Here is a 19,541-nt window from a genome sequence, read left to right on the forward strand (position 1 = left end):
CCCCCCCCCGGACACAGGCAGGAGAAGGGCTCATGCAGATCAGCGGCCGCGCCTATTTCGACGACGGGCGGCCCGCCGCGGACGTGACGCTGAGGTTCGTCAGCGTCGGGTTCAACGGCCGCGCCGACGTGCTCGCCGAGACGTCGACCGGCGGCGACGGGGCGTACTCGGTGACAGTCCAGCAGGACGGCCCGGTCAACCTGGAGGTCCGCGCGGTCACCGACGGCGGCCGGGCGAACCGGTCACCGCGCGCCGAGACGCCGGCCGTGCACGACGAGCCGACCGTCCGGCTCGACCCGCACGCCGTGGACACGCTGGCTGAGACGGCACGGGCCCGGACCATCGTGCGGCAGGCGGGGGAAGGCGTCGAGACCCGGCTGACCGAGGTGCGGCACGGGCTGCGGGGCCGGTTCGACGGCCCGCTGAACGTGGTGGTGCCCGCCCGGCTGCGGCCGATGGCCGGCGAGTACGAACGGCTCGACGAGGACGTGCGCCCGCACCTGGGCGACGCGCGGTTGCGCAGTGCCGTCGAGGACGGGGTCACCAACGACCTGACCCTGCTCGCCTCGGCGACCAGCTGGGACGCGCGGCTGCTGGCGCTGGCCGCGACCGCCGACCGGCTGTCGCGCGGCACCGGCGTGCAGCCGCCCGCCCTGTACGGCATGCTGCGCGCCGGGCTGCCCACCGACCCGGTGCAGCTGGCCCGCGTCGACGCGGGTGCGGTGGACCAGGCGTTGCGGGGTGCGGTCGAGGCCGGGGTGGTCGGCCTCGACGAGGAGCAGATCCGCGCCGCGGTGCAGGCGCACGAGGCGTACGCCGTCAAGATCCGGCGGCGGATGGTCGGCGCGGGCACGGTGTCCAGCTGGGGCGACGTGCTGGCGACCACGAAACTGCCGCAGGAGCAGTCGGCGGTGCTGGAGACCCTGTTCACCGAGCACGGCCGCGACCGGGACGTGGACGGGTTCTGGGACGCCGCCGAGCGGCGCGGCCTGCCCACCGACGCGCTGCGGGTCAGCGCCCGGCTGGCGCACCTGACCCTCAACAACGCCGACCTGATCGGCGACCTCCAGCGCGGCGTCGAGGGTGCGGCCGACCTCGGGCCCGCCCTGGTCCGCGACGGCCTCTACCGGCCCGACCGGTGGTCCGAACGGATCACCGCACTGTCCGGGCAGGACCCCGAACGCCTGGACGCGCTGATCCCGCCCGCCTACGACGGCGCGGACACCGCCGAGCGGCTCACCGCGTACGCCGCGGACCTCGCCCGCAAGGTACGGCTGTCCTATCCGACGCAGGTGGTCGGGGACATGGTCGGCACCGGCGCGCTCGTACTGCGCCACGACGAGGTCCGCGCGGACGTCGCCCGGGTGCTGGACACCGCCGCGAACCGGCACGGCTTCGCGCTGGGCCGCACCCCGGTCAACACGTTCCTGGCCGAGCACGGTGCCGAGCTGTTCGCCGGCCTGGACGACGACCAGGTGACGAAGGCGACCGCACAGGTCAAGACCCTGGCCCGGCTGTACCAGGTGACACCCGACGACGAGTCGATGCAGGCGATGCTCGCCGCCGGGTTCGGCTCGGCGCTCGACGTCACCGCCGTGTCGTACGAGACGTTCATGGACACCAAGGCGCAGCTGTTCGCAGGGCCGCAGATCGCCGACCGGATCTACCGCAAGGCGCAGCAGGTCACCACGGTCGTCTACAGCTTCCTCGGGGTGGTGCAGCAGGCGGGCGCGGAGGTCGTGCTGCCGGTGGCGAGCCCGCCCGCGGAGGCCGTCGCGGCGGCGAAGAGTGAGCTGATCAAGCAGTATCCGACGCTGGAGACGCTGTTCGGCTCGATGGACTTCTGCGAGTGCGACCACTGCCGCTCGATCCTCGGCCCGGCCGCGTACCTGGTGAACCTGCTGCGTTTCCTCGACCCCGCGCCGGACGCGTGGGCCAAGCGGCTGGCCGACTGGAAGACGGCGCACGGCGGCGCCCCGTACCCGTACGCCGACCTGCCGACCTGGAAAGCCGACGGCGAACCGGCGCCGATGACGCCGTACGAGGTGCTCACCCAGCGCCGCCCGGACCTGCCGAAGCTGCCGCTGACCTGTGAGAACACCAACACGGCGCTGCCCTATCTCGACATCGTCAACGAGATCCTGGAGCAGTACACCGCCGAGGGCACCCTGACCGCCATGCCGGTGTACGACACCGGCAACGCCACCAGCGAGAACCTCATCGCCGAACCGGCCAACCAGCTCGCCGAGGCGTACACCGCCCTCAAGTCGGCCCGCTACCCGCTGACCCTGCCGTTCGACCTGTTCCTGGCGACCGTGCGCGAGTTCTGCGACCACTTCGACGCACCCCTGTGGACGCTGCTGGACACGCTGCGCCCCACCGACGCGCTGTACCCGGCCGGGACCGAACCCTACGGGCAGGCCGCGGTGTTCCTGGAGCGGCTCGGCCTCACCCCCGACGAGCAGCGCCTGTTCACCGACTCGAACCCACTGGCTACGTGGACCGCGCTGTACGGCTACGACGCCACCGTCACCGAGGCGCAGGCGCAGACGGAGCTGTCCGGCGCGGTGGCCCTGTCCCGGCGGCTCGGCGTGACCTACCGCGAGCTGGTCGCGCTGGTGCGCACCGGCTTCGCCAACCCCGGCCTGGCCGGGCTGGCCACCCTGCGCCGCCTCGACCTGAGCATGGAGGACGCGCTGCGCTACCGGGCCGCCGCCGGCCACGCGCCGTTCACCGCCGAGGAGAGGGCGGCGCTGGAGGCCGAGCTCGGCCCGGCGGGCGTCACCTGGGTGCAGGGCGTCGACCTGGCCGCCCTGGGCAGCGTGCTGGTGCTCGCCGACCCGGGCACCGACCCGGGGTTCGCGAACACCGTGCTGCGCCGCCTGGACGGCACGGCGGCGAGACCGCTGGACTTCCTGCTGCTCAACCTGTTCGTCAGGCTCCAGCGGCGGCTGCGGTGGCCGATCGAGGACCTCGACCGGGCTCTGCTGACGTTCCTGCCGACCTCCCCGGATCCGCGCACCTCCGCCACGATCGGCGCGGCGCTGCGCAGCGCCCTGCTCGGCCTGGCCCACCTGGACGTGCTCGCCGCGGCCCTGAAGGCCGGCAAGCGCGGTCGCACCGACCTGCTGACACTGTGGGCCGACCTCGACGACCAGGCCTACGCGGCGCTGTTCCGGTCCGGCGCCGTGCCCACCGCCGATCCGGCGTTCGACCACCCGCTCGGCGACTACCTGTCGGACCCGTCGGTGCTCCTCGGGGCGCACCTGGCGGCGGTGCAGTCCGCGCTGCGGCTGACCGCCGACGACATCGCGGCGATCCTGGCCGCGGCGACCGCGTACACCGTCGACGACGCGCCGCTGACCATGCCGGTGGTGTCGGTGCTGCACCGGCACGCGCTGCTGGCCCGGCTGCTCAAACTGCCGGTCGCGGACCTGCTCGCGCTCAAGGGCCTCACCGGCCTGGACCCGTTCACGCCGACCGGGGCGGCCCCGATCACCGACCTGGCCGGCGACCACGCGTTCACGCAGACCACGGCCTTCGTCGACGCGGTGCGGGCGGTCAAGGACCTGGGCGTGGAGCGGCTGAACTTCCTGCTGCGCCACCGGTTCGACCCGCTGGGCCCGCACCGGGCCGCCGCCGAGCCGCCGTTCGCGCTGCTGCGCGGCCTCGCCGCCGAGATCACCCGGATCCGCGCCGAGCACGCCGTGCCCGCCGATCCGGCGCTGTTCACCGACGACGTGCTGCGCGCCCGGCTGGCGCTGGTGTTCCCGGCCGAGGTCACCGAGGCCCTATTCGGCATGTGGACCGACACCGTGCCGCTGCGCGCGGTCCGGCCCGCCGCCCCGGCCGCCGCCCTCGACCCGGCCGACTTCGCCGCGCTGGCGCAGGTCGCCGTCGTGTACGACCCGGTGCGCCAGGAGCAGCAGCTGGTGCACCGCGGCGTGCTGCGCGACGGCGAGCGGGCCGCGCTGCTGGCCGCGGTCACCGGGACGCAGCCCGCGTACCTGGCCGGGCTGCTCGACGACGTGCAGGCCCAGGGCCGGGCGCTGTTCGACCGGCACCTGCGACGGGCCACCGTGCCCGGTGTCGGCGAGACCGGCTTCCTCGCGGCGGCCGACTTCGACACGCTGTTCGCCGCCCCGCCGCTGACCGCCGCCGCGGACCGCGACCGGCGTGCCCTGCTCGCCGGGGCGCTGCTGCCGCACCTGCGGGACCGGCTCATCCGGCAGGCCGTGATCACGGCCGTGGCCGCCGACCTGGGCACCGCACCCGCGTTCACCGAGGCGCTGCTCACCGACGTGGCGCTGCTCGACCGGCCCGACCAGCCGGGCCAGGCGCTGCTGGGCGCGTACGCGGCCGCGGCCGGGCCGGACCTGGGCACGGTCACCGCCGGTGGCGCGGTGACGCTGAGCGGCTACGTCGAGGCGCCGGCGACCGGGCCGTACCGGTTCACGGTCGCGGGGCTGCCCGCCGGCACACCGGTGTCCGTCCGGTTCGGCCACCTCGCCGATCCGCTCCTGCACACCACGACGTCGTCCGCCGCGCCCGAGCCGTCGGCGTTCACCGAGCTGAAGGCCGGGCAGCCGTACGCGGTCACCGTGCGGGCCACCGGGACGGTCCCGCCGGTGCTGCTGGTGCAGGGCGAGACCGTGCCGCGGGGGCCGGTCACGCAGCTGGTCACCTACCCGCGTGACGGCGTGGACGCGCTGCACCGGGCGCACCTGCTGCTGGGCAAGACCGCGCAGCTGCTCGGCGTGCTGGGCATCGACGCGGCCGAGGCCGCGTACCTGCTCACCCACCCGCTCGACTTCGCCGGGCTGGACCTGGGGGAGCTGCCGACGCGGGCCGCCGACGACACCGACGTCCGGGCGCGCGAGCTGTTCGCGCAGGTGCTGCGGCTGTGCGCGTACGCCCGGCTGAAGGGTGAGCTGGGCATGGACCTTACGCCGCTGCTCGCCGCCGCCCGCCGCGCCTTCCCGGCCGACGTGCCGGCCGCCGACGCGCGGGAGCAGACCCTGACCGGTCTCGCCGCGGCGGTCGGCGCGGTCACCCGCCGCGACCCGGCGGCGGTGCGCGCGGCCATGGACCTGCTCGGCGTCACCGCCACCGCCGGCGCCGGCGACCCGGTCCCGGTCGAGGCCGCCGCGCTGGCCGACGAGCGGGGCCTGGCCCGGCTGTGGCGGCTGCTGCAGCTCGCCGGCCGGTTCGGGGTGAGCCCGGCGGTGCTGTCGGGCTGGGCCGACCCGGAACCCGACGCGGCCGTCGCCCAGGGCGTCCGCGACACCCTGCGGGCCCGCCACGAACCCGAGGTGTGGCGGGCCGTGGTCAAGCCGATCGCCGACCGGCTGCGCCAGGCCCGCCGCGACGCCCTCGTGGCGCACCTGCTGCAGACACTGGACCTGGACCGCCTGGAGCAGCTGTACGAGATCTTCCTCGTCGATCCCGGCACCGAACCGGTGGTGCAGACCTCCCGGCTGCGCCAGGCGATCTCCTCGGTGCAGCTGTTCATCCAGCGCTGCCTGCTCAACCTGGAGCCGAAGGTCAGCCCGTCGGTCATCGACGCGGCGCACTTCGCCTGGATGAAGCGCTACCGGCTCAGCGAGGCCAACCTGAAGATCCTGGTGTGGACCCCGAACTGGCTGGAGCCGGAGTTCCGCGACGACAAGACGCACCTGTTCCAGGAGCTGGAGAGTGCCCTGACGCAGACCGACCTGTCCAACGACGACGCCGAGGACGCGCTGTTCGGCTACCTGCGCGGCCTGGACGAGATCGCCCGCCTCGACATCCGCGCCGTGTACGTCGAGCAGGCGGCCGACCCGTCGGACAACGTGGTGCACGTGGTCGGGCGCACCTTCGCCGCGCCGCACAAGTACTTCTACCGCACCCTGGCGCACCGGTCCTGGACGCCCTGGGCGCCGGTCACCGCCGAGATCGAGGGCGACCACGTCGCCATCGCCAAATGGCGCGACCGGGTGCACCTCTTCTGGGTCACCTTCGTGCCCGAACCAGGCAAGCCCGACACCGGCGCGCTCGGCGGCGAGGGCGCGGCGACGCTGACCCTGGGCCAGCTGTCCGGGCTGTCGGCGCTGCTGTCGGTCAACGTCAAGCTCGGCTGGACGCACCGTTTCGGCCGGGACTGGAGCCCGGCCGGTTCGAGCGGCGTGCTGAAGGTGCCGCTCGGGCCGATGACGTCCTTCGACCCGAAGGAGGAGAACGTGCACGCGACCACGGCCGCCGACGGGGCCGTGTGGGTTCACCTCACCGGGCGGCTGAACACCGCGTTCCGGGTCGTCAGCCGGCACGCGACGCCGACGCTGAAGACCGCCGCGCAGCCGCCGCGGCCGCCGTTCGCCGAGATCACCGACGGCGACCAGGGCCGCTGGGACGCGGCGGGCACGCTGTCGTCGTTCTACGTCGACAAGATCACCACGAAGGGCGGTGTGGAGCAGCCCGCGTGCCCGACCAAGCTCGCCATCCTCGGCAAGATCTCCGAGTACGCGCTGGTCACCAACGGCACGCCGATCGGCGGGATGCCGTCGGACGTCGGCAACCTGGTGCTGCCGTTCTTCGTCGCCGACGAGCACGCCACCTTCTGGGTCGAGCCGCAGCTCACCGAGCGCACCATCGAGCAGGGCGACCGCCTGATCTTCACCACGCCGCTGATCGAGCCGCACTTCGAACTGCCGCCGCCGGTCGCGCACGTGCCGGTGCCGCCCGGCCCGCCGCAGTGGGAGGTCGATCCGCGGGTGCTGTACCGGATCGAGCCCAAGGTCGACGAGATCACCGGGCTCGGCAAGACAGTCGCGTTCGGCGACACCGTCATCGGCCCGCAGGGCGGGCATTTCTTCTCCGGAGGCGCGCTGTGATCGCCAAGGACCAGATCGTCCAGCAGTTCCACGGGGGCAGCGCGCTGGCGAGCCAGCTCGGCGCCTACAAGATCAACCGGACCACGGTCGTCGAGCGGGAACTGGCCTACCGCTTCTTCGGCCACTTCCACCCGTACGTGCACGAGCTGATCCACGAGCTGGTGGAGCGCTCGGTCAGCGGACTCCAGGCAGCCGACACCGACTACCTGCGTCTCCCCGACGGCAAGGTCAAGACCCTGCCCGACGGCCGGCCCCGGCCGCGCCTGTACGAGGAGTTCTTCGCCGCGTACGCGCCCAGCGCCCGGGTCACCGGCGACCACCCGGTCAAGGACCTCGACTTCACCGCCACCGGCGCGTACTCCTGCTACAACTGGGAGCTGTTCTACCACGTGCCGATCGCGATCGCGACGCACCTGATGCGCGCCCAGCGCAACGAGGACTGCCAGCGCTGGCTGCACTACGTCTTCGACCCCACCGCGCCCAACCTCGACCCGTCGCCGATGCGGTACTGGAAGGTGCGCCGCTTCCACGAGCTGGAGGTCGTCAGCATCGAGAAGGTGCTGGCCAACCTGTCCACCCAGGCCGACAAGAAGCTGCTCGAGGACACCCTGGCCGCCATCCACGACTGGAAGGACCACCCGTTCCGCCCGCACGTCGTGGCCCGGTGGCGGCAGAGCGCGTACATGGTCAAGACGGTGATGCTGTACCTGGACAACCTCATCGCCTGGGGCGACCGCCTGTTCGCCGAGGACAGCGGCGAGTCCATCGGCGAGGCCACCCAGCTGTACGTGCTCGCCGCGCAGCTGCTCGGCCCGCGCCCGCAGGCGGTGCCGCGCAAGGGCTGGCAGCAGCCCCAGTCGTACGAGTCGCTGCGCCCCAAACTCGACGCGCTCGGCAACACGTTCACCGAGCTCGAAGTGGACATCCCGTTCGACAAGCTGCCCCCGCCCAGCGCGCCGTCGGACGCGGCCGCGCTGCAGACCGTCGCGAGCATCGGCGGGGCGCTGTACTTCTGCGTGCCGCCCAACGAGAAGCTGCTCGGTTACTGGGACACCGTCGCCGACCGCCTCTTCAAGATCCGGAACAGCCTGAACCTGCAGGGCGTGTTCCGGCAGCTGCCCCTGTTCGACCCGCCGATCGACCCGGCGCTGCTGGCCAAGGCCGCCGCCGCCGGACTCGACGTCTCCTCGGTGCTGGCCGGCCTGCACCAGCCCGCGCCGCTCGTGCGCTTCTCGCTGCTCGTGCACAAGGCCGCCGAGCTGGCCCGCGACGTCAGCTCGCTGGGCGCGCACCTGCTGTCGGCGATCGAGAAGCAGGACGCCGAGACGCTGTACGCGCTGCGCGCCCGGTACGAGCGCAGCCTGCTCCAGCGCGCCGAACTGGTGCGCTACCAGCAGTGGCAGGAGGCGGTGAAAGCCCGCGAAGGGGTGCAGAAGTCGTTCGCGTCGGCGCTGACCCGCTACCGCTACTACGAACTGCAGCTCGGCAAACCCGACGCGGAGATCGTCGTGCCCGGCCTGGACGACCTGGACCGCACCGCGATGGCGAGCCTGAAGTTCACCTCCGGCGAGGAGCCGGGCCAGCAGCCGCGGCCGCTGGAGGTGGACATCGCCAAGGACCTGGCCGCCGCCGACGGCAAGCTCATCTCCTCGTACGAGGCCAAGGAGCTGCAGTTCCTCAAGTCGGCTCAGGCGGCGAGGGACCGGGCGATGGAGGGCGACGAGCTGGCCGCGATGCTGAGCATGATCCCGACCTTCGGGGCCCGGTTCGAGCCGTTCGGCACCGGCGGCACGATCTCGTTCGGTGGCGGCAACCTGGCCGCCGGGGTGTCCTGGCACGCGTCCTTCGACAAGCAGAGCGCGGAGTCGAACGCGCACACCGCCGTGGTCGCCGGCAAGGTCGGCTCGTACGCCCGCCGCCAGCTCGACTGGTCCTACCAGAGCAACCAGGCCCTCGGCGACCTCGCCGTGACGCTCAAGCACTGGCGGGCCGCGCAGATCCGGGAGGCCGCCAGCGAGCAGGAGTTCCGCAACCACCAGCAGCAGATCGCCGAGGCGGAGCAGATCGAGCAGTTCCTGGCCGGGGAGAAGGTGGACGGCGCGACCAAGACCAGCACCGCCGCGCTGTACACCTGGCTGCGCCGGGAGATCCGGGCGCTGTACCACGCCGGCCTGAGCCTGGCCACCGAGGTGGCCCGCAAGGCCGAACGGGCGCTGCAGTACGAACTCGGCGACCCCGCGCAGTCGTTCCTGCAGCCCGGCTACGCCACCGGCAAGGAGGGGCTGCTGGCGGGGGAGCGGCTGTTGCTGGACGTCAAGCGCATGGAGCACGCCTACCACGACCTCAACCGGCGCGAGCTGGAGCTGACCAAGAACGTCAGCCTGCGCCAGCTCGACCCCGGGGCGCTGATGCGGCTGCGGACGTACGGGTTCTGCGAGGTCACCCTCACCGAGGACCTGTTCGACCAGGACTATCCCGGGCACTACTTCCGGCGGCTGCGCGCCGTCGGGGTGAGCATGCCCGCCACCGCCGGGCCGCAGACCACCGTCGCCTGCACCCTCACCCTGCTCAACAGCAGCGTCCGGGTCACCCCGCAGCTGGCAGACGGCGCGTACGAGCGTGACGGCGAGGACACCGAGCGCTTCCGCGACAGCTACGGCCGCGTCGAGTCGATCGCGACCAGCAACGCGGTCGGCGACTGGGGCACCTTCGACGGGCCGAACGGCCGCGACGAGCGCCTCGGGCCGTTCGAGGGCCAGGGCGCGATCAGCACCTGGCGCATCGAGCTGCCGAAGCTGCGCCAGCACGACTACCTGGCCATCCCGGACGTGATCCTGCACCTGCGGATGACCGCCCGCGACGGAGGTCTGCCGCTGCGCCAGGCGGCCGAGACGGCGCTGGCCGAGCGCATCGCCGCCGCTGGCACGGCTGGCAACGTGCGGCTGCTGTCGCTGCGCCAGGACTTCCCGACGGCGTGGGCGAAGTTCCGCTCCGCGCCCGCGGCGGCCCGCATCCCGTTCACCGTCACGCTGCGGCCCGAGCACTACCCGTTCTGGGCCGACACGGACAGCGCGGTGCTGCGCCGGGTCGAGGTCTTCGTCCAGCCGGGCGCGGCCACCTCGGTCACCGTCACCGCCGACGCGGCAGGCGCGCAGCCGGTGCTCGCGTTGTCGTCCGACGGCGCCCCGCCCGGACTGCTCTGGGGCAGGCTGCCCGACACGGCGACCCCGCCCCCGGCGCTGGGCGCGTTCACCTGGCACTTCGACGACACCCGCCTGGAGGATGCCTGGCTGGTGCTGACCTGGGGCACCGAATAGCCGCGGGGCAGCCGTGGTCAGACACCGGCGGCCCGGGTCCTGTCCGGACCCGGGCCGCTACGCTGACAGCCTCAGGCTGACCCTGTCCACGCCGGACGTGAACCCGGTCATCGCCCCGCGACGCGTTCCGGCAGGCGCGTCAGAGGTTGCGCGGTGCCTGCGGCCCGCCCGGCGTGCCGCCGCCCGGCGTGCCGCCGCCCGACGGCGGCTCGTTCGTCGGGCCGCCCGAGGCCGGCGGCAGGTTCCGGCCGCGGCTGCGGGACTTGTACGCCGAGTCCGACGACGAGTACTTCGCGGCGCGCGCGATCATGCCCTGCTCGGTCTGCTCGGCCAGATACCGCAGCGACGACGCCTCCTCGTCCAGGTCGGCACGCAGGAAGTCCGGGGCGTCTTTGAGCACGTCGTCGACCGCGCGCTGGGCCTGGCGGATCTCGTCGAGCGCCTTGCGGACCGAGCTCTCGCTGAGGTGCTCCGAGGCGCGGCGCTTGATCTTCTGGACCTGCAGGTACACCAGCTCGGTGCGCACCACCGGGTCCGCGACGCGGCCCGCGGCCTGGTCGCCGGGCACCACGTTGACGTGCAGCGGCACCGTCACCGTGTGCTGGGTCAGGCCCGGCAGCTCCACCCAGGTGAACTCGCACGTCGCGACCTGTGCCAGGCCGAGCGCGGCGATCGCCGGGATGTCGAACACCAGCAGCAGCTTGCGGGTCTCGTCGGCGTAGAACGCGCCCAGCTCGGCCAGCACGGTCTTGCCCGTCGCCGTCACCGGCAGGTCGTTGAGGATCTGCACCGCCCGCACCTCGGGCGACAGCGTGATCTGCAGCGACGCGGCCTGCGCGGTCTGCGACAGCAGCCCGTCGACCTCCCCGGCGATCTGCGCGGAGGCGGTGTCGGCCTCCTCGGCGAACAGCTCATTGCCCATGCCGCCCCGGGCGATCGCCGACATCAGCCGCTCGTCGTAGCCGAGTCCGAAACCGAGGGTGGACGAGGTGACCTTGTCCGCGTACGCCTTCGCGGCCACCCCGCCGAGCGCCTCGGGGTCGGTGACGCCCGCGTTGGCGTGCCCGTCCGACACCAGCAGCAGCCGCGCTCCACCCTCCCCGGCGACCCGCTTGGCCTCCTGCAGCCCGCGCAGGTAACCGGCGGACAGGTCGGTGCCGCCCCGGGCGTGCAGGCCCGCGACGGCCCGCTTGACCGCGAGCTTGTCGGTCAGCCTGCCGGCCGGGACGGTCAGCTCGACCCGGTCGTCGAAGGCGACCAGGCCGAAGTTGTCCTGCGGGTCGAGCCGGTCGATCAGGCCGAGCAGCGCCGTCTTCGCACCGTCCAGGCGTCCCTCGTCCATCGAGCCGCTGCGGTCGAGCACCACCTGCAGCGTCTGCGGCGGGCGGGGACCGGCGGCGGCCGGGGCGGGCGGCGCGGTCAGCTCGATGAGCACCGACAGCTGGTCGTCGGTCTCCACGGCGACGACGTCGACGTCCAGATGCGCGGTGATGTGCATGAAATCTCCTTCGGACGGCGAAACGGGACCGCGTGCACAGTAGGCGGTGGCGTCCAGCGCGGCGAGGTTTCACCGCCGCCGGGCCGGGAAACTGAACCGGGCATGGGGGAGCACAAGAAACTTTGCCGGAGGCGCTGCGCCGTGAACGCTGACGAGCGCGACCAGACCTACCGCGACTTCGGCGACGCGGTCAACATGACCCAGGCCGCGCTGGAGAAGTGGCTCGACAGCGCGGACTCCCGAGCGGTCGGGCAGAAGGACGGCGGCGAGTCGACCGGGCACGCCTCCGGGCGGCGCATCGTCGGCCTGCTGCGCACGAAGAAGGCCGACCTCAGCGATGCCGACCTCGCCCACATGCGCAAGGTGGTCGGATACGTGCACCGGCACCTCGCCCAGCGCCCGTCCGGCGACGTCGCCGAGACGCCCTGGCGGTACTCCCTGATGAACTGGGGCCACGACCCGCTGCGGTAACGCCTTTGCGCGATCATGATCACGCGCTCTAGGGTGCGTGCGTGCGTGACATACCCCGGGTCGTGTGGATCCTTGCCGTAGGCCGATTCGTCAACGCCGCCGGGTCCTTCGTCTTCACGTTCCTGTTCCTCTACCTCACCGGGCCCCGGCACCTGCCGCTGGAGCAGGCCGGCCTGATCAGCGGCGCGCTCGGCGTCGGCCTGCTGGCCGGCAACTTCACCGGCGGCTGGTTCGGCGACCGGTTCGGCCACCGCCGGATCATGCTGCTCGCCTCCACCGTCGCGGGCACCGTCACGCTGCTCATGCCGTGGACGCCGGTGGCGCTGCTGGCCGTCTCCACGGCCCTGCTCGGCTACAGCGGCGCGACCGCGGGCACCTCGCAGGGCGCGCTGACCGCGCTCGCGGTGCCGCCCGGCGACCGGCGGCGCGCCGTGGCGGTCAGCCGAGCCGCGTTCAACGCGGGCTGTGTCATCGGCCCGCCGGTCGGCGCACTGCTCGCCGTGGAGCACTTCACCGCCCTGTTCGTCATCGACGGGCTGGTCATCCTGGCCGTCCGGGCGGTCACCGCCGCGCTGCTGCGCGCCGAACCCGAGCGGCGGCCCGCGCCCGCCGGCGCCGCGTCCACGGGACTGTGGCGCGGCGTGCTCGCCGACCGGGGCCTGCTGATGCTGCTGCCCGCGATCGTCGTGGTCGACGTCGTCTACCGGCAGCTGTACTCGACGCTGCCCGTCTACCTGCGCGACAACGGGCAGCAGCTGACCGTGTACGCCACCGTGCTCGCCGTCGGCTCCGGGCTGATCCTGCTGCTGGAGATCCCGGTGACCATGCTGCTGCGGCGGCTGCCCGCCACGGCCATCATCGCCGCCGGGTACGCCCTGGTCGGAGTCGGCATGGCGGTGTTCGGGCTCGGCTCCGCCGCGGCCGTGGTGATCGCCGCGATGGTGGTGCTGACCGCGGGCGAGATCCTCTACAAGACCACCGCCACCGCGCACGTGCTCGACCGCGCCCCGACCGAACTGACGGGCCGCTACCAGGGCCTCTACACCGGAGCCGCGACCAGTGGCACCATGCTCGCCGCCCCGCTCGGCGCGCTGCTCTATGGCGTCGCCCCGGGCGCGCTGTGGCCGGTGTGCGCGCTGCTGGCGCTCGGCGCGGGACTGGTGGCATGGCGATCGGGCCGGGTGACGCCGCAGGCCGAGCCCGTCGCCCCGCAGCCGGCTCCGGCCTCGGCCTGACGGCGCGCGTCGTTCGAACGCGTGGCTGGATGCATCACCCACGTTGGTCGGCGACCTGTCGCGCAGGCGACAGCGGCGGTGGGCGAGACGGCTCAGTCCCGCGGATCAGTGAGTGAACCGCGGGGCTCCATGGCCTTCGAGGCCAGCTCGGCCACCTGCGCGAGAAGGTCGCGGGGCGAGGCGGAGAGGTCGAGCGGGTAGTGAACGATGCGGAAGGAGCTGTTGCGCACCTGGTGCGCCCGCGACGTGGCGCCTTCCGCGTACACCAGCCACGCGGTGCTCACCTTCAGCGCCGTGCAGTAGGCGAGCAGCTGCTTGCCTGATCCGCCGCCGAACTCGGCCGATCGGGCATTGCCCGCCGGAGCCGCGCGCGCGGTGCTGATGCGGGATGATCGACGCATGCCGCCCGCCTCCCTCGCCCGTACGTTCGCCGCCGCCGGGTTCGCCGCCGTCGTCGCCGGGGTGCTCGCCGTGTCCGCGCTGCACGTGCTGCCGCCGACGGCGTCGATCAGCCCGATCCGCCGCACCATCAGCGAGTACGCGTACTACGAGACCGGCTGGGTGTTCAACCTCGGCGTGCTGATCCTCGCGGCGGGTTCGCTGGCCGTGTTCGTGGCGCTGGCGTACGCACGGCTGCTGCGACCGGCCTCGTTCGCCTCGCTGGGGCTGCTGCTGTGGTCGGCGGGTCTGGCCGCGGTGGTGTACTTCCCGAAGCACGACTGGTCGGTCGGCCCGTCGCTGCACGGGCACATCCACCGGATGGCGAGCCTCGTCGCGTTCCTCAGCCTGCCGCTGGGCGCGCTGCTGGTCACCGTCATGTGGCGGCGGGAGCGGCGCTGGCGGGGCAGCGTCTGGCTGACCGCGATCCCCGCGCTGGCCGCCCTCGCCTTCTTCAGCGTCATCATCGGCGCGTACCTGCTCACCCCGTACACCGGGCTGCCGTGGTGGGACGTCATCCCGCTCGGCTTCGTCGAACGCGGCCTGGCCACGTTCGAGGTGCTCACGGTGCTGGCGCTGGGCCGCTGGGCGTGGCGGGCCTCGTCCACGCCCGACGACGGCGACGCCGCCGCCGCCACAGCACCAGACCGGTGACCCCGAGCACCAGCAGCAGCGGCGTCCCGAACAGCACCAGCGGCACCATGATGACGGCGCGGGCCGGGAACATCGCGGGCCGGGCCGCCGGGCCGCCGAAGCGCCCCGCCTCCAGCAGGTCCCGTGCCACGTCCATGCCGAGCACCTCGCCCGGCGGGTCGAGCAGCGTCTCGATCCCGCCGCCGGGGGTACGGGCGGTCAGCACGACGTGGCCGGTCTCCCAGTAGCCGGTGTCCTGCCACATCGGCTGGTCCACCTTGTCGTGTCCCGGCTCCGGCTCGTACTCCAGCGCCACCAGGTCGCGGCCGTGCCGCCAGCCGAGCGCGCGTACGGCCATGCCCACGGCGTCCGCGAGCACAGGGCCGTCTGCTGGCGCACCGGTGGCGGCGTCGAGGTAGCCGAACCGCCACCTGCGGGCGGCCAGGGCGGCGGTGCCGCAGCCGTCGAGGCAGCCGTCGAGGGTGACCGTGGTGATCAGCCGTCCGTCCCCGGTGAACGCCCCGACCCCCGCGAGGTGCGTGCGGTCGCCGAGCTCGGCGGTCCACAGCGTCTCGCCGGTGAGGCTCATCAGCTTGACCTGCTCGCCCACGCTCATCACGACGTGGCGGCTGTCGGGAGAGAACGCCGCCACGGAAGCGGCCCGCAGCTGGTTGAGGTCGCCGGCCGCGCCGAGGCGCCGCGTCGCGCCGGTGGTCAGGTCGTGGACCACCAGCTCGGCCGGGACCAGGCCGTAGCCGGTGACCGGATCGAAACCGGTCGGGTCGCGCGGGTGGTCGAGGGCCAGCAGCAGCCGCCCGTCCGGCGACCACGCCACCGGCATCGCGCAGCAGTCCCGGCCCTCGCTGACCAGCCGCCTGCTCGCCCCGGTGGCCAGGTCCGTGACGACCGACCAGGCGGGCTGCTCGTCGGGCAGGAACTGCGACACGACCCGGCGGCCGTCGGGTGACAGCAGCACGCCGTATCCCGCCGTCTGCTGCACGCCCGCGTACAGCAGCATCCGGTACGAGCCGTCCCGGCCCACCACCGCGACCTTGCCCTCGTGGTCGAACACGTCCGTGCCGCTCAGCCCCCAGCCGTCCCCGCTGAGCAGCAACGACGCCTGCCCGCGGGGGTCGGACTGCACCTCGGCCTGCCACATCCACGGCGTGGACACGTCACCCGGCACCGCGTCCGCCCCGTCCGCCGGGGTCACCCGCGCTCCGCGGCCGCCCTGCCCGGCAACGACGAACGCCACCGAGACGACCAGCAGCACCACGACCGCGGCCAGCCCCTGCGTCCACCGGTCGCGGCGGCGCAGGCGGCGGCCCTGCCGCCACGGGTCCTCGCTCAGCCGCACCGCGGGCACGCCGGCGACGGCGTCATGCAACGCGTCACGCAACCGTTCGGTCATCGGGCTCCTCCTCGTCCCTGCGGCGCGCCCGACGGCGCGGCTCCCACCAGGTCGGCCAGTTCGGGCGCGTGCTCGCGCAGCCGCGCCAGGGCGTCGCGGGTCTGCGACTTCACCGTCGACACCGAGCAGCCCAGCGCCTGTGCCGCCTGGGTCTCGGTGAGGTCTTCGAAGTAGCGCAGCACCAGCACCGCGCGCTGACGCGGGGCCAGCCGGGCCAGCGCCTGGCGCACCACCATCGACTGCTCCGTGCCCGCGAGACCGTCGGGCGCGGCGGTCTCGGGCAGCGGATCCCGCAGCTCGACGTGCCGCCACCGCCGCCGCCACAGCGACACGTGCTGGCTGTGCAGCACCTTGCGCACGTACGGGTCCGGGTCGCCCTGGTCGACCACCCGGTCCCAGTGCCGCGCCACCCGGGTCAGGGTGACCTGCACGAGGTCCTCGGCGAGGTGCCAGTCCCCGGTCAGCAGGTACGCCACCCTCGACAGCACCTGCAGCCGCGCGTCCACGTACGCGCGAAACGACTCCTGCGGATCCACGAGCACCTCCACCTGTCTGCACGCCCCGGGACGCGGGCGCGGGTGGGCGCCGGACGAAGATCTTCGCAGCGAACGGCCGCGTTGTCAGGCCGCCGGGTCGGGGCAGCCGCGGCGGTGTTCGCGGGCTATCGTGCCGCCATGTCTGACGCCGAACAGCCGCAGGTGTTCGCGAACCGTTTCGGTGACCCGGGCGACCCGGAGCGGGTCCGCGGGAGCTGCAAGTGCGTCACACGGCCCAAGCAGGCGAAACGCTTTCACGGGTACCGGCAGGACACGCAGGCGCCGGGATGGCTGCGGCTGCTGGAGCTGATCGACCAGGCGGCGGCCGACGGGCGGGAGAAGTTCACGCCGCTGCGGGAGCTGAGCCCGCAGGAGCGGTGGCAGGTGGTGACGCTGCCCGCGTCGATCGGCACGCTGACCGAGGTCAAGCACCTGGTGCTGTACGGCAGCAACCTCGTGCGCATCCCGCCGCAGATCGGGCTGATGCGCAGCCTGGAGGTGTTCGAGCCGTACACGTCCTACCAGCTGCACTGGTTCCCGTACGAGCTGACCCGGTGCCCCCGCCTGCGCAGCAGCACGGTGAGCACCCGGGCGGTGTACGGCAACTACAAGACCCGGATGCCGTTCCCGAAGCTCGCCGAACCCGGCCCGCTGCCGGCGGCGCCGGACCCCGGTGTGTGGGGCGCCGATGAGATCCTCACCTGCAGCGTGTGCGATCAGCCGCTGTCCGGCGGTGAGCTGCGACAGGTCTGGATCTCGCGCGGCGTCGGGTCGGATGTGCTCCCGCTGCTGGTCAACGCCTGCTCGCAGGTGTGTGTGGCGGCGCTGCCGAAGCCCGCCGCCCATCACGTGCCCACGACGCACACCGGCGGGCGCGAGGTGGCGCAGCCGCCGGCCTCCTGGTGATCGGCTGATCAGCCCCGCGCCGTCTCCGGTGTGCGCGCGGCGGCCGCCGCCGTCCCCGAAGGCGTCGCGAGCGCCGGGTCCGCCGTTGCCGGAACGGGGGCCTCCGATGCCCGCTGGGCCGGTGCCGCGGCCGGTCCGGCGGACGTGCGGCGGTCGGCGCGGCGCATGAAAGCCCAGGTCGTCAGGCCGGCGGGGATGACGAGCCAGCAGGACAGCAGCCGGTAGCCGAGCACGGTCGCCGCGGCGGCGGCCGGTTCGGCGCCGGCGGCGGTCAGCGCGGCGAGCAGCGTCGCCTCGATGACGCCGATGCCGCCCGGGGTGATCGGGATCTGCCGGACCAGTTGCGCGGCGACGTAGACCGTGCCGAGCTGCAGCAGGTCCAGCGGCAGGTGGAAGGCCTGCGCGACGGCGGCGAGGCAGGCCAGGTCGGCGAGCCAGTTGAGCGCCGAGAGGCCCAGCGCCGTGGTGCGGTGGCGGCGCGGCATGCTCTCGGCGACAGCGGCCACGTCCCGCAGCAGCTGGGCCAGCCGCCGCAGCCGCGTGCGGACGAAGCCGGACCGGGTGGACCGCCCGGGAACATGGGCGGCGGCCGCGTCCGGGGAGCCGGCCAGGAAGTCCAGGTCCTCCTCGTCCACCGGCCCGTCGATGGTCAGCGAGGCGCGCGCCCGCAGCCGGTGGCGGACCAGCAGGGCGGCCGTCCCGGCGCTGACGGCCAGCACGGCGGGGGTCAGGATCGGCTGGCCGCGCCAGGTGGACACGGGCGCGGCGAGGAAGGTGAGCAGGAAGCCCGCGACGTAGAGCAGCGCGAGGGAGACGAACGAGAACACCCCGGACATGATCATCACGGCGGTGGCGGCCTCGGGGCTCGCTCCCCAGCGGCGGAACCGCTGGTAGGCGTACCCGGCGGAGACGGCCGTGCCGGCGGGCATGCTGATCGACAGCGCGGAGCGGGTGTACGCCAGCGCCAGCGCCCCGCCCAGCCCGGCGTGCACCCCGACGCCCTTGAGCAGGTTCGTCTGCTGGCGGGCGAACAGCGACATCGACACGATCTCGGCCAGCAGCGCGGCCCCGATCCAGGCGAGCTCGCCGTCGGCGACGACCGGCCTGATCTGGTCGATGCCGGGGATCTGGCCGCGTACCGTCTGCAGCGCCAGCACCACCACGGCGACCGGCAGCAGGCTTCGCAGCCAGCGCCGCCAGGCGGGCACGGCCGGCGGCGCCGACCCGGCGGGCGTCGGCTCGTGCGGCACGCTCGCCGGTGGCAGGTGGCGACGCCGCGCGGCCCGTTGCGCGGGTATCGCGGCCTGCCGGCGCGGGGACCGGTAGGGCCGGGCCAGGCGTCGGCAGACCTTCGGCGCGCCACGCCGGCGAAGTGCCTTCACGATCACGGACCATACCGCTCAGGGGCCGTTCGGCGGGCGACTCGTAACGCTGCCCACAGCGCAAAGTTCGCTGAAAGCCGGTCCTGGACCACCGGTCGCCGGGCGGGCATCCGGCTAGGCGAACGGCTCGGCGGCGCGGTCCAGCCCGGCCCGCATGGCGACGGGCAGGGCGGCACCGCCGCGCTGCTCCACCCACAGGCCGAACACGGTGCGCAGCGCCGTCATGAACACGGCGGCGAGCACCCGGGAGCGCATCGGCTCGTCGGGGTGGCCCGGGTCGCGGGCGGCGACCTCGACGGCGAGTTCCTGCTCCAGGGTGGCCTGGGCGGCGGCCTGCTGGGCGAGCAGCGACGGGTGCCGGCGCAGCAGCCGGGTCTGGGCGACCCAGTTCGGGTCGACCTCGCCGATCTGCTCGAAGTGGGTCACCGCCGCGTTGGTGAGCGCCTGCCACGGGAGCTCCCCGGCGGGGCGGGCGCGCAGCAGTTCGAGCAGCGCGTTGACGCGCACCCGGTCGCCGTACAGGAGGGCGTCCTCCTTGTTGGCGAAGTAGTTGGAGAAGGTGCGCCGCGAGACGTTGGCCTCGTCGGCGATGGCGTCCACGGTCACCGCGTCCAGGCCGCGCTCGACGGCCAGGCGCAGCACGGCCTCGTGCAGGGCCTGTCTGGTCGCTTCCTTCTTGCGCTCGCGCAGGGTCGGCGTCGGCTCGCTCGTCGGCTCCACGAGCAGGAGACGATACCGGTCGGCGTGGCGGAATGCACATCGGGAAACTTTGCACACTGCGCAAGTTAGGTGCATATTCGATGCCATGAGCAACCCCGGCCACATCCCCCGCCACCTGCGCATGG

Annotated in this window: 12 protein-coding genes; 6 read left to right on the forward strand and 6 right to left on the reverse strand. The window is 73.5% G+C overall.

Annotation, left to right across the window (positions count from 1 at the left end; all coding sequences use genetic code 11):
- Nucleotides 1-32: 32 nt before the first annotated feature.
- On the forward strand, nucleotides 33-6,869 hold the full coding sequence (locus Cco03nite_RS39390; protein ID WP_203699146.1) for a neuraminidase-like domain-containing protein: 6,837 nt from the start codon (nucleotides 33-35) through the stop codon (nucleotides 6,867-6,869).
- Nucleotides 6,866-10,186 carry a Tc toxin subunit A-related protein gene (locus Cco03nite_RS39395; RefSeq protein WP_203699147.1) on the forward strand — a complete coding sequence of 1,107 codons (3,321 nt, stop codon included), beginning with the start codon at nucleotides 6,866-6,868 and terminating at the stop codon, nucleotides 10,184-10,186. Before Cco03nite_RS39390 ends, Cco03nite_RS39395 begins: the two co-directional genes overlap by 4 nt.
- Before the next feature lie 139 nt (nucleotides 10,187-10,325).
- Here the strand turns inward: Cco03nite_RS39395 and Cco03nite_RS39400 are convergent, their stop codons facing one another.
- Entirely contained in the window at nucleotides 10,326-11,684 is a 1,359-nt protein-coding gene (locus tag Cco03nite_RS39400) for a vWA domain-containing protein (RefSeq protein WP_203699148.1), read from the reverse strand.
- Nucleotides 11,685-11,825: 141 nt separating this feature from the next.
- Between Cco03nite_RS39400 and Cco03nite_RS39405 the strand changes: the two genes are divergently transcribed.
- Entirely contained in the window at nucleotides 11,826-12,155 is a 330-nt protein-coding gene (locus Cco03nite_RS39405; protein WP_239168031.1) for a DUF3140 domain-containing protein, read from the forward strand.
- A 41-nt stretch (nucleotides 12,156-12,196) separates the two neighbouring features.
- Entirely contained in the window at nucleotides 12,197-13,390 is a 1,194-nt protein-coding gene (locus Cco03nite_RS39410; protein WP_203699150.1) for an MFS transporter, read from the forward strand.
- 92 nt (nucleotides 13,391-13,482) lie between these two features.
- Here the strand turns inward: Cco03nite_RS39410 and Cco03nite_RS39415 are convergent, their stop codons facing one another.
- Nucleotides 13,483-13,791: a hypothetical protein gene (locus Cco03nite_RS39415; RefSeq protein WP_203699151.1), complete on the reverse strand. Its 309-nt coding sequence runs from the start codon at nucleotides 13,789-13,791 to the stop codon at nucleotides 13,483-13,485.
- On the opposite strand from Cco03nite_RS39415, the gene Cco03nite_RS39420 reads away from it, so the two are divergent.
- The gene (locus tag Cco03nite_RS39420; RefSeq protein ID WP_203699152.1) at nucleotides 13,790-14,482 is read left to right on the forward strand and encodes a DUF998 domain-containing protein; all 693 of its coding nucleotides are present in this window, start codon (nucleotides 13,790-13,792) and stop codon (nucleotides 14,480-14,482) included. The genes Cco03nite_RS39415 and Cco03nite_RS39420 overlap by 2 nt on opposite strands.
- Here the strand turns inward: Cco03nite_RS39420 and Cco03nite_RS39425 are convergent.
- Together Cco03nite_RS39425 and Cco03nite_RS39430 are read right to left on the reverse strand one after the other, a co-directional pair.
- Entirely contained in the window at nucleotides 14,391-15,872 is a 1,482-nt protein-coding gene (locus tag Cco03nite_RS39425) for a TolB family protein (RefSeq protein WP_203699153.1), read from the reverse strand. The two genes, Cco03nite_RS39420 and Cco03nite_RS39425, sit on opposite strands and share 92 nt — an antisense overlap.
- Nucleotides 15,869-16,408, reverse strand: a complete 540-nt coding sequence (locus tag Cco03nite_RS39430) for a SigE family RNA polymerase sigma factor (RefSeq protein WP_203699154.1) — start codon at nucleotides 16,406-16,408, stop codon at nucleotides 15,869-15,871. The genes Cco03nite_RS39425 and Cco03nite_RS39430 overlap by 4 nt, the downstream gene beginning before the upstream one ends.
- A 138-nt stretch (nucleotides 16,409-16,546) precedes the next feature.
- On the opposite strand from Cco03nite_RS39430, the gene Cco03nite_RS39435 reads away from it, so the two are divergent.
- Nucleotides 16,547-17,314 (forward strand): leucine-rich repeat domain-containing protein, encoded by a 768-nt coding sequence (locus Cco03nite_RS39435; protein WP_203699155.1) that lies wholly within the window; start codon nucleotides 16,547-16,549, stop codon nucleotides 17,312-17,314.
- An 8-nt stretch (nucleotides 17,315-17,322) separates the two neighbouring features.
- On the opposite strand, the gene Cco03nite_RS39440 is transcribed toward Cco03nite_RS39435, so the two are convergent.
- Nucleotides 17,323-18,696 carry a lysylphosphatidylglycerol synthase transmembrane domain-containing protein gene (locus Cco03nite_RS39440; protein ID WP_203699156.1) on the reverse strand — a complete coding sequence of 458 codons (1,374 nt, stop codon included), beginning with the start codon at nucleotides 18,694-18,696 and terminating at the stop codon, nucleotides 17,323-17,325.
- Nucleotides 18,697-18,810: 114 nt separating this feature from the next.
- Nucleotides 18,811-19,416, reverse strand: a complete 606-nt coding sequence (locus Cco03nite_RS39445) for a TetR/AcrR family transcriptional regulator (RefSeq protein WP_239168032.1) — start codon at nucleotides 19,414-19,416, stop codon at nucleotides 18,811-18,813.
- Between the last annotated feature and the right edge of the window lie 125 nt (nucleotides 19,417-19,541).

The organism is Catellatospora coxensis, assembly GCF_016862635.1.
Taxonomy (GTDB): domain Bacteria; phylum Actinomycetota; class Actinomycetes; order Mycobacteriales; family Micromonosporaceae; genus Catellatospora; species Catellatospora coxensis.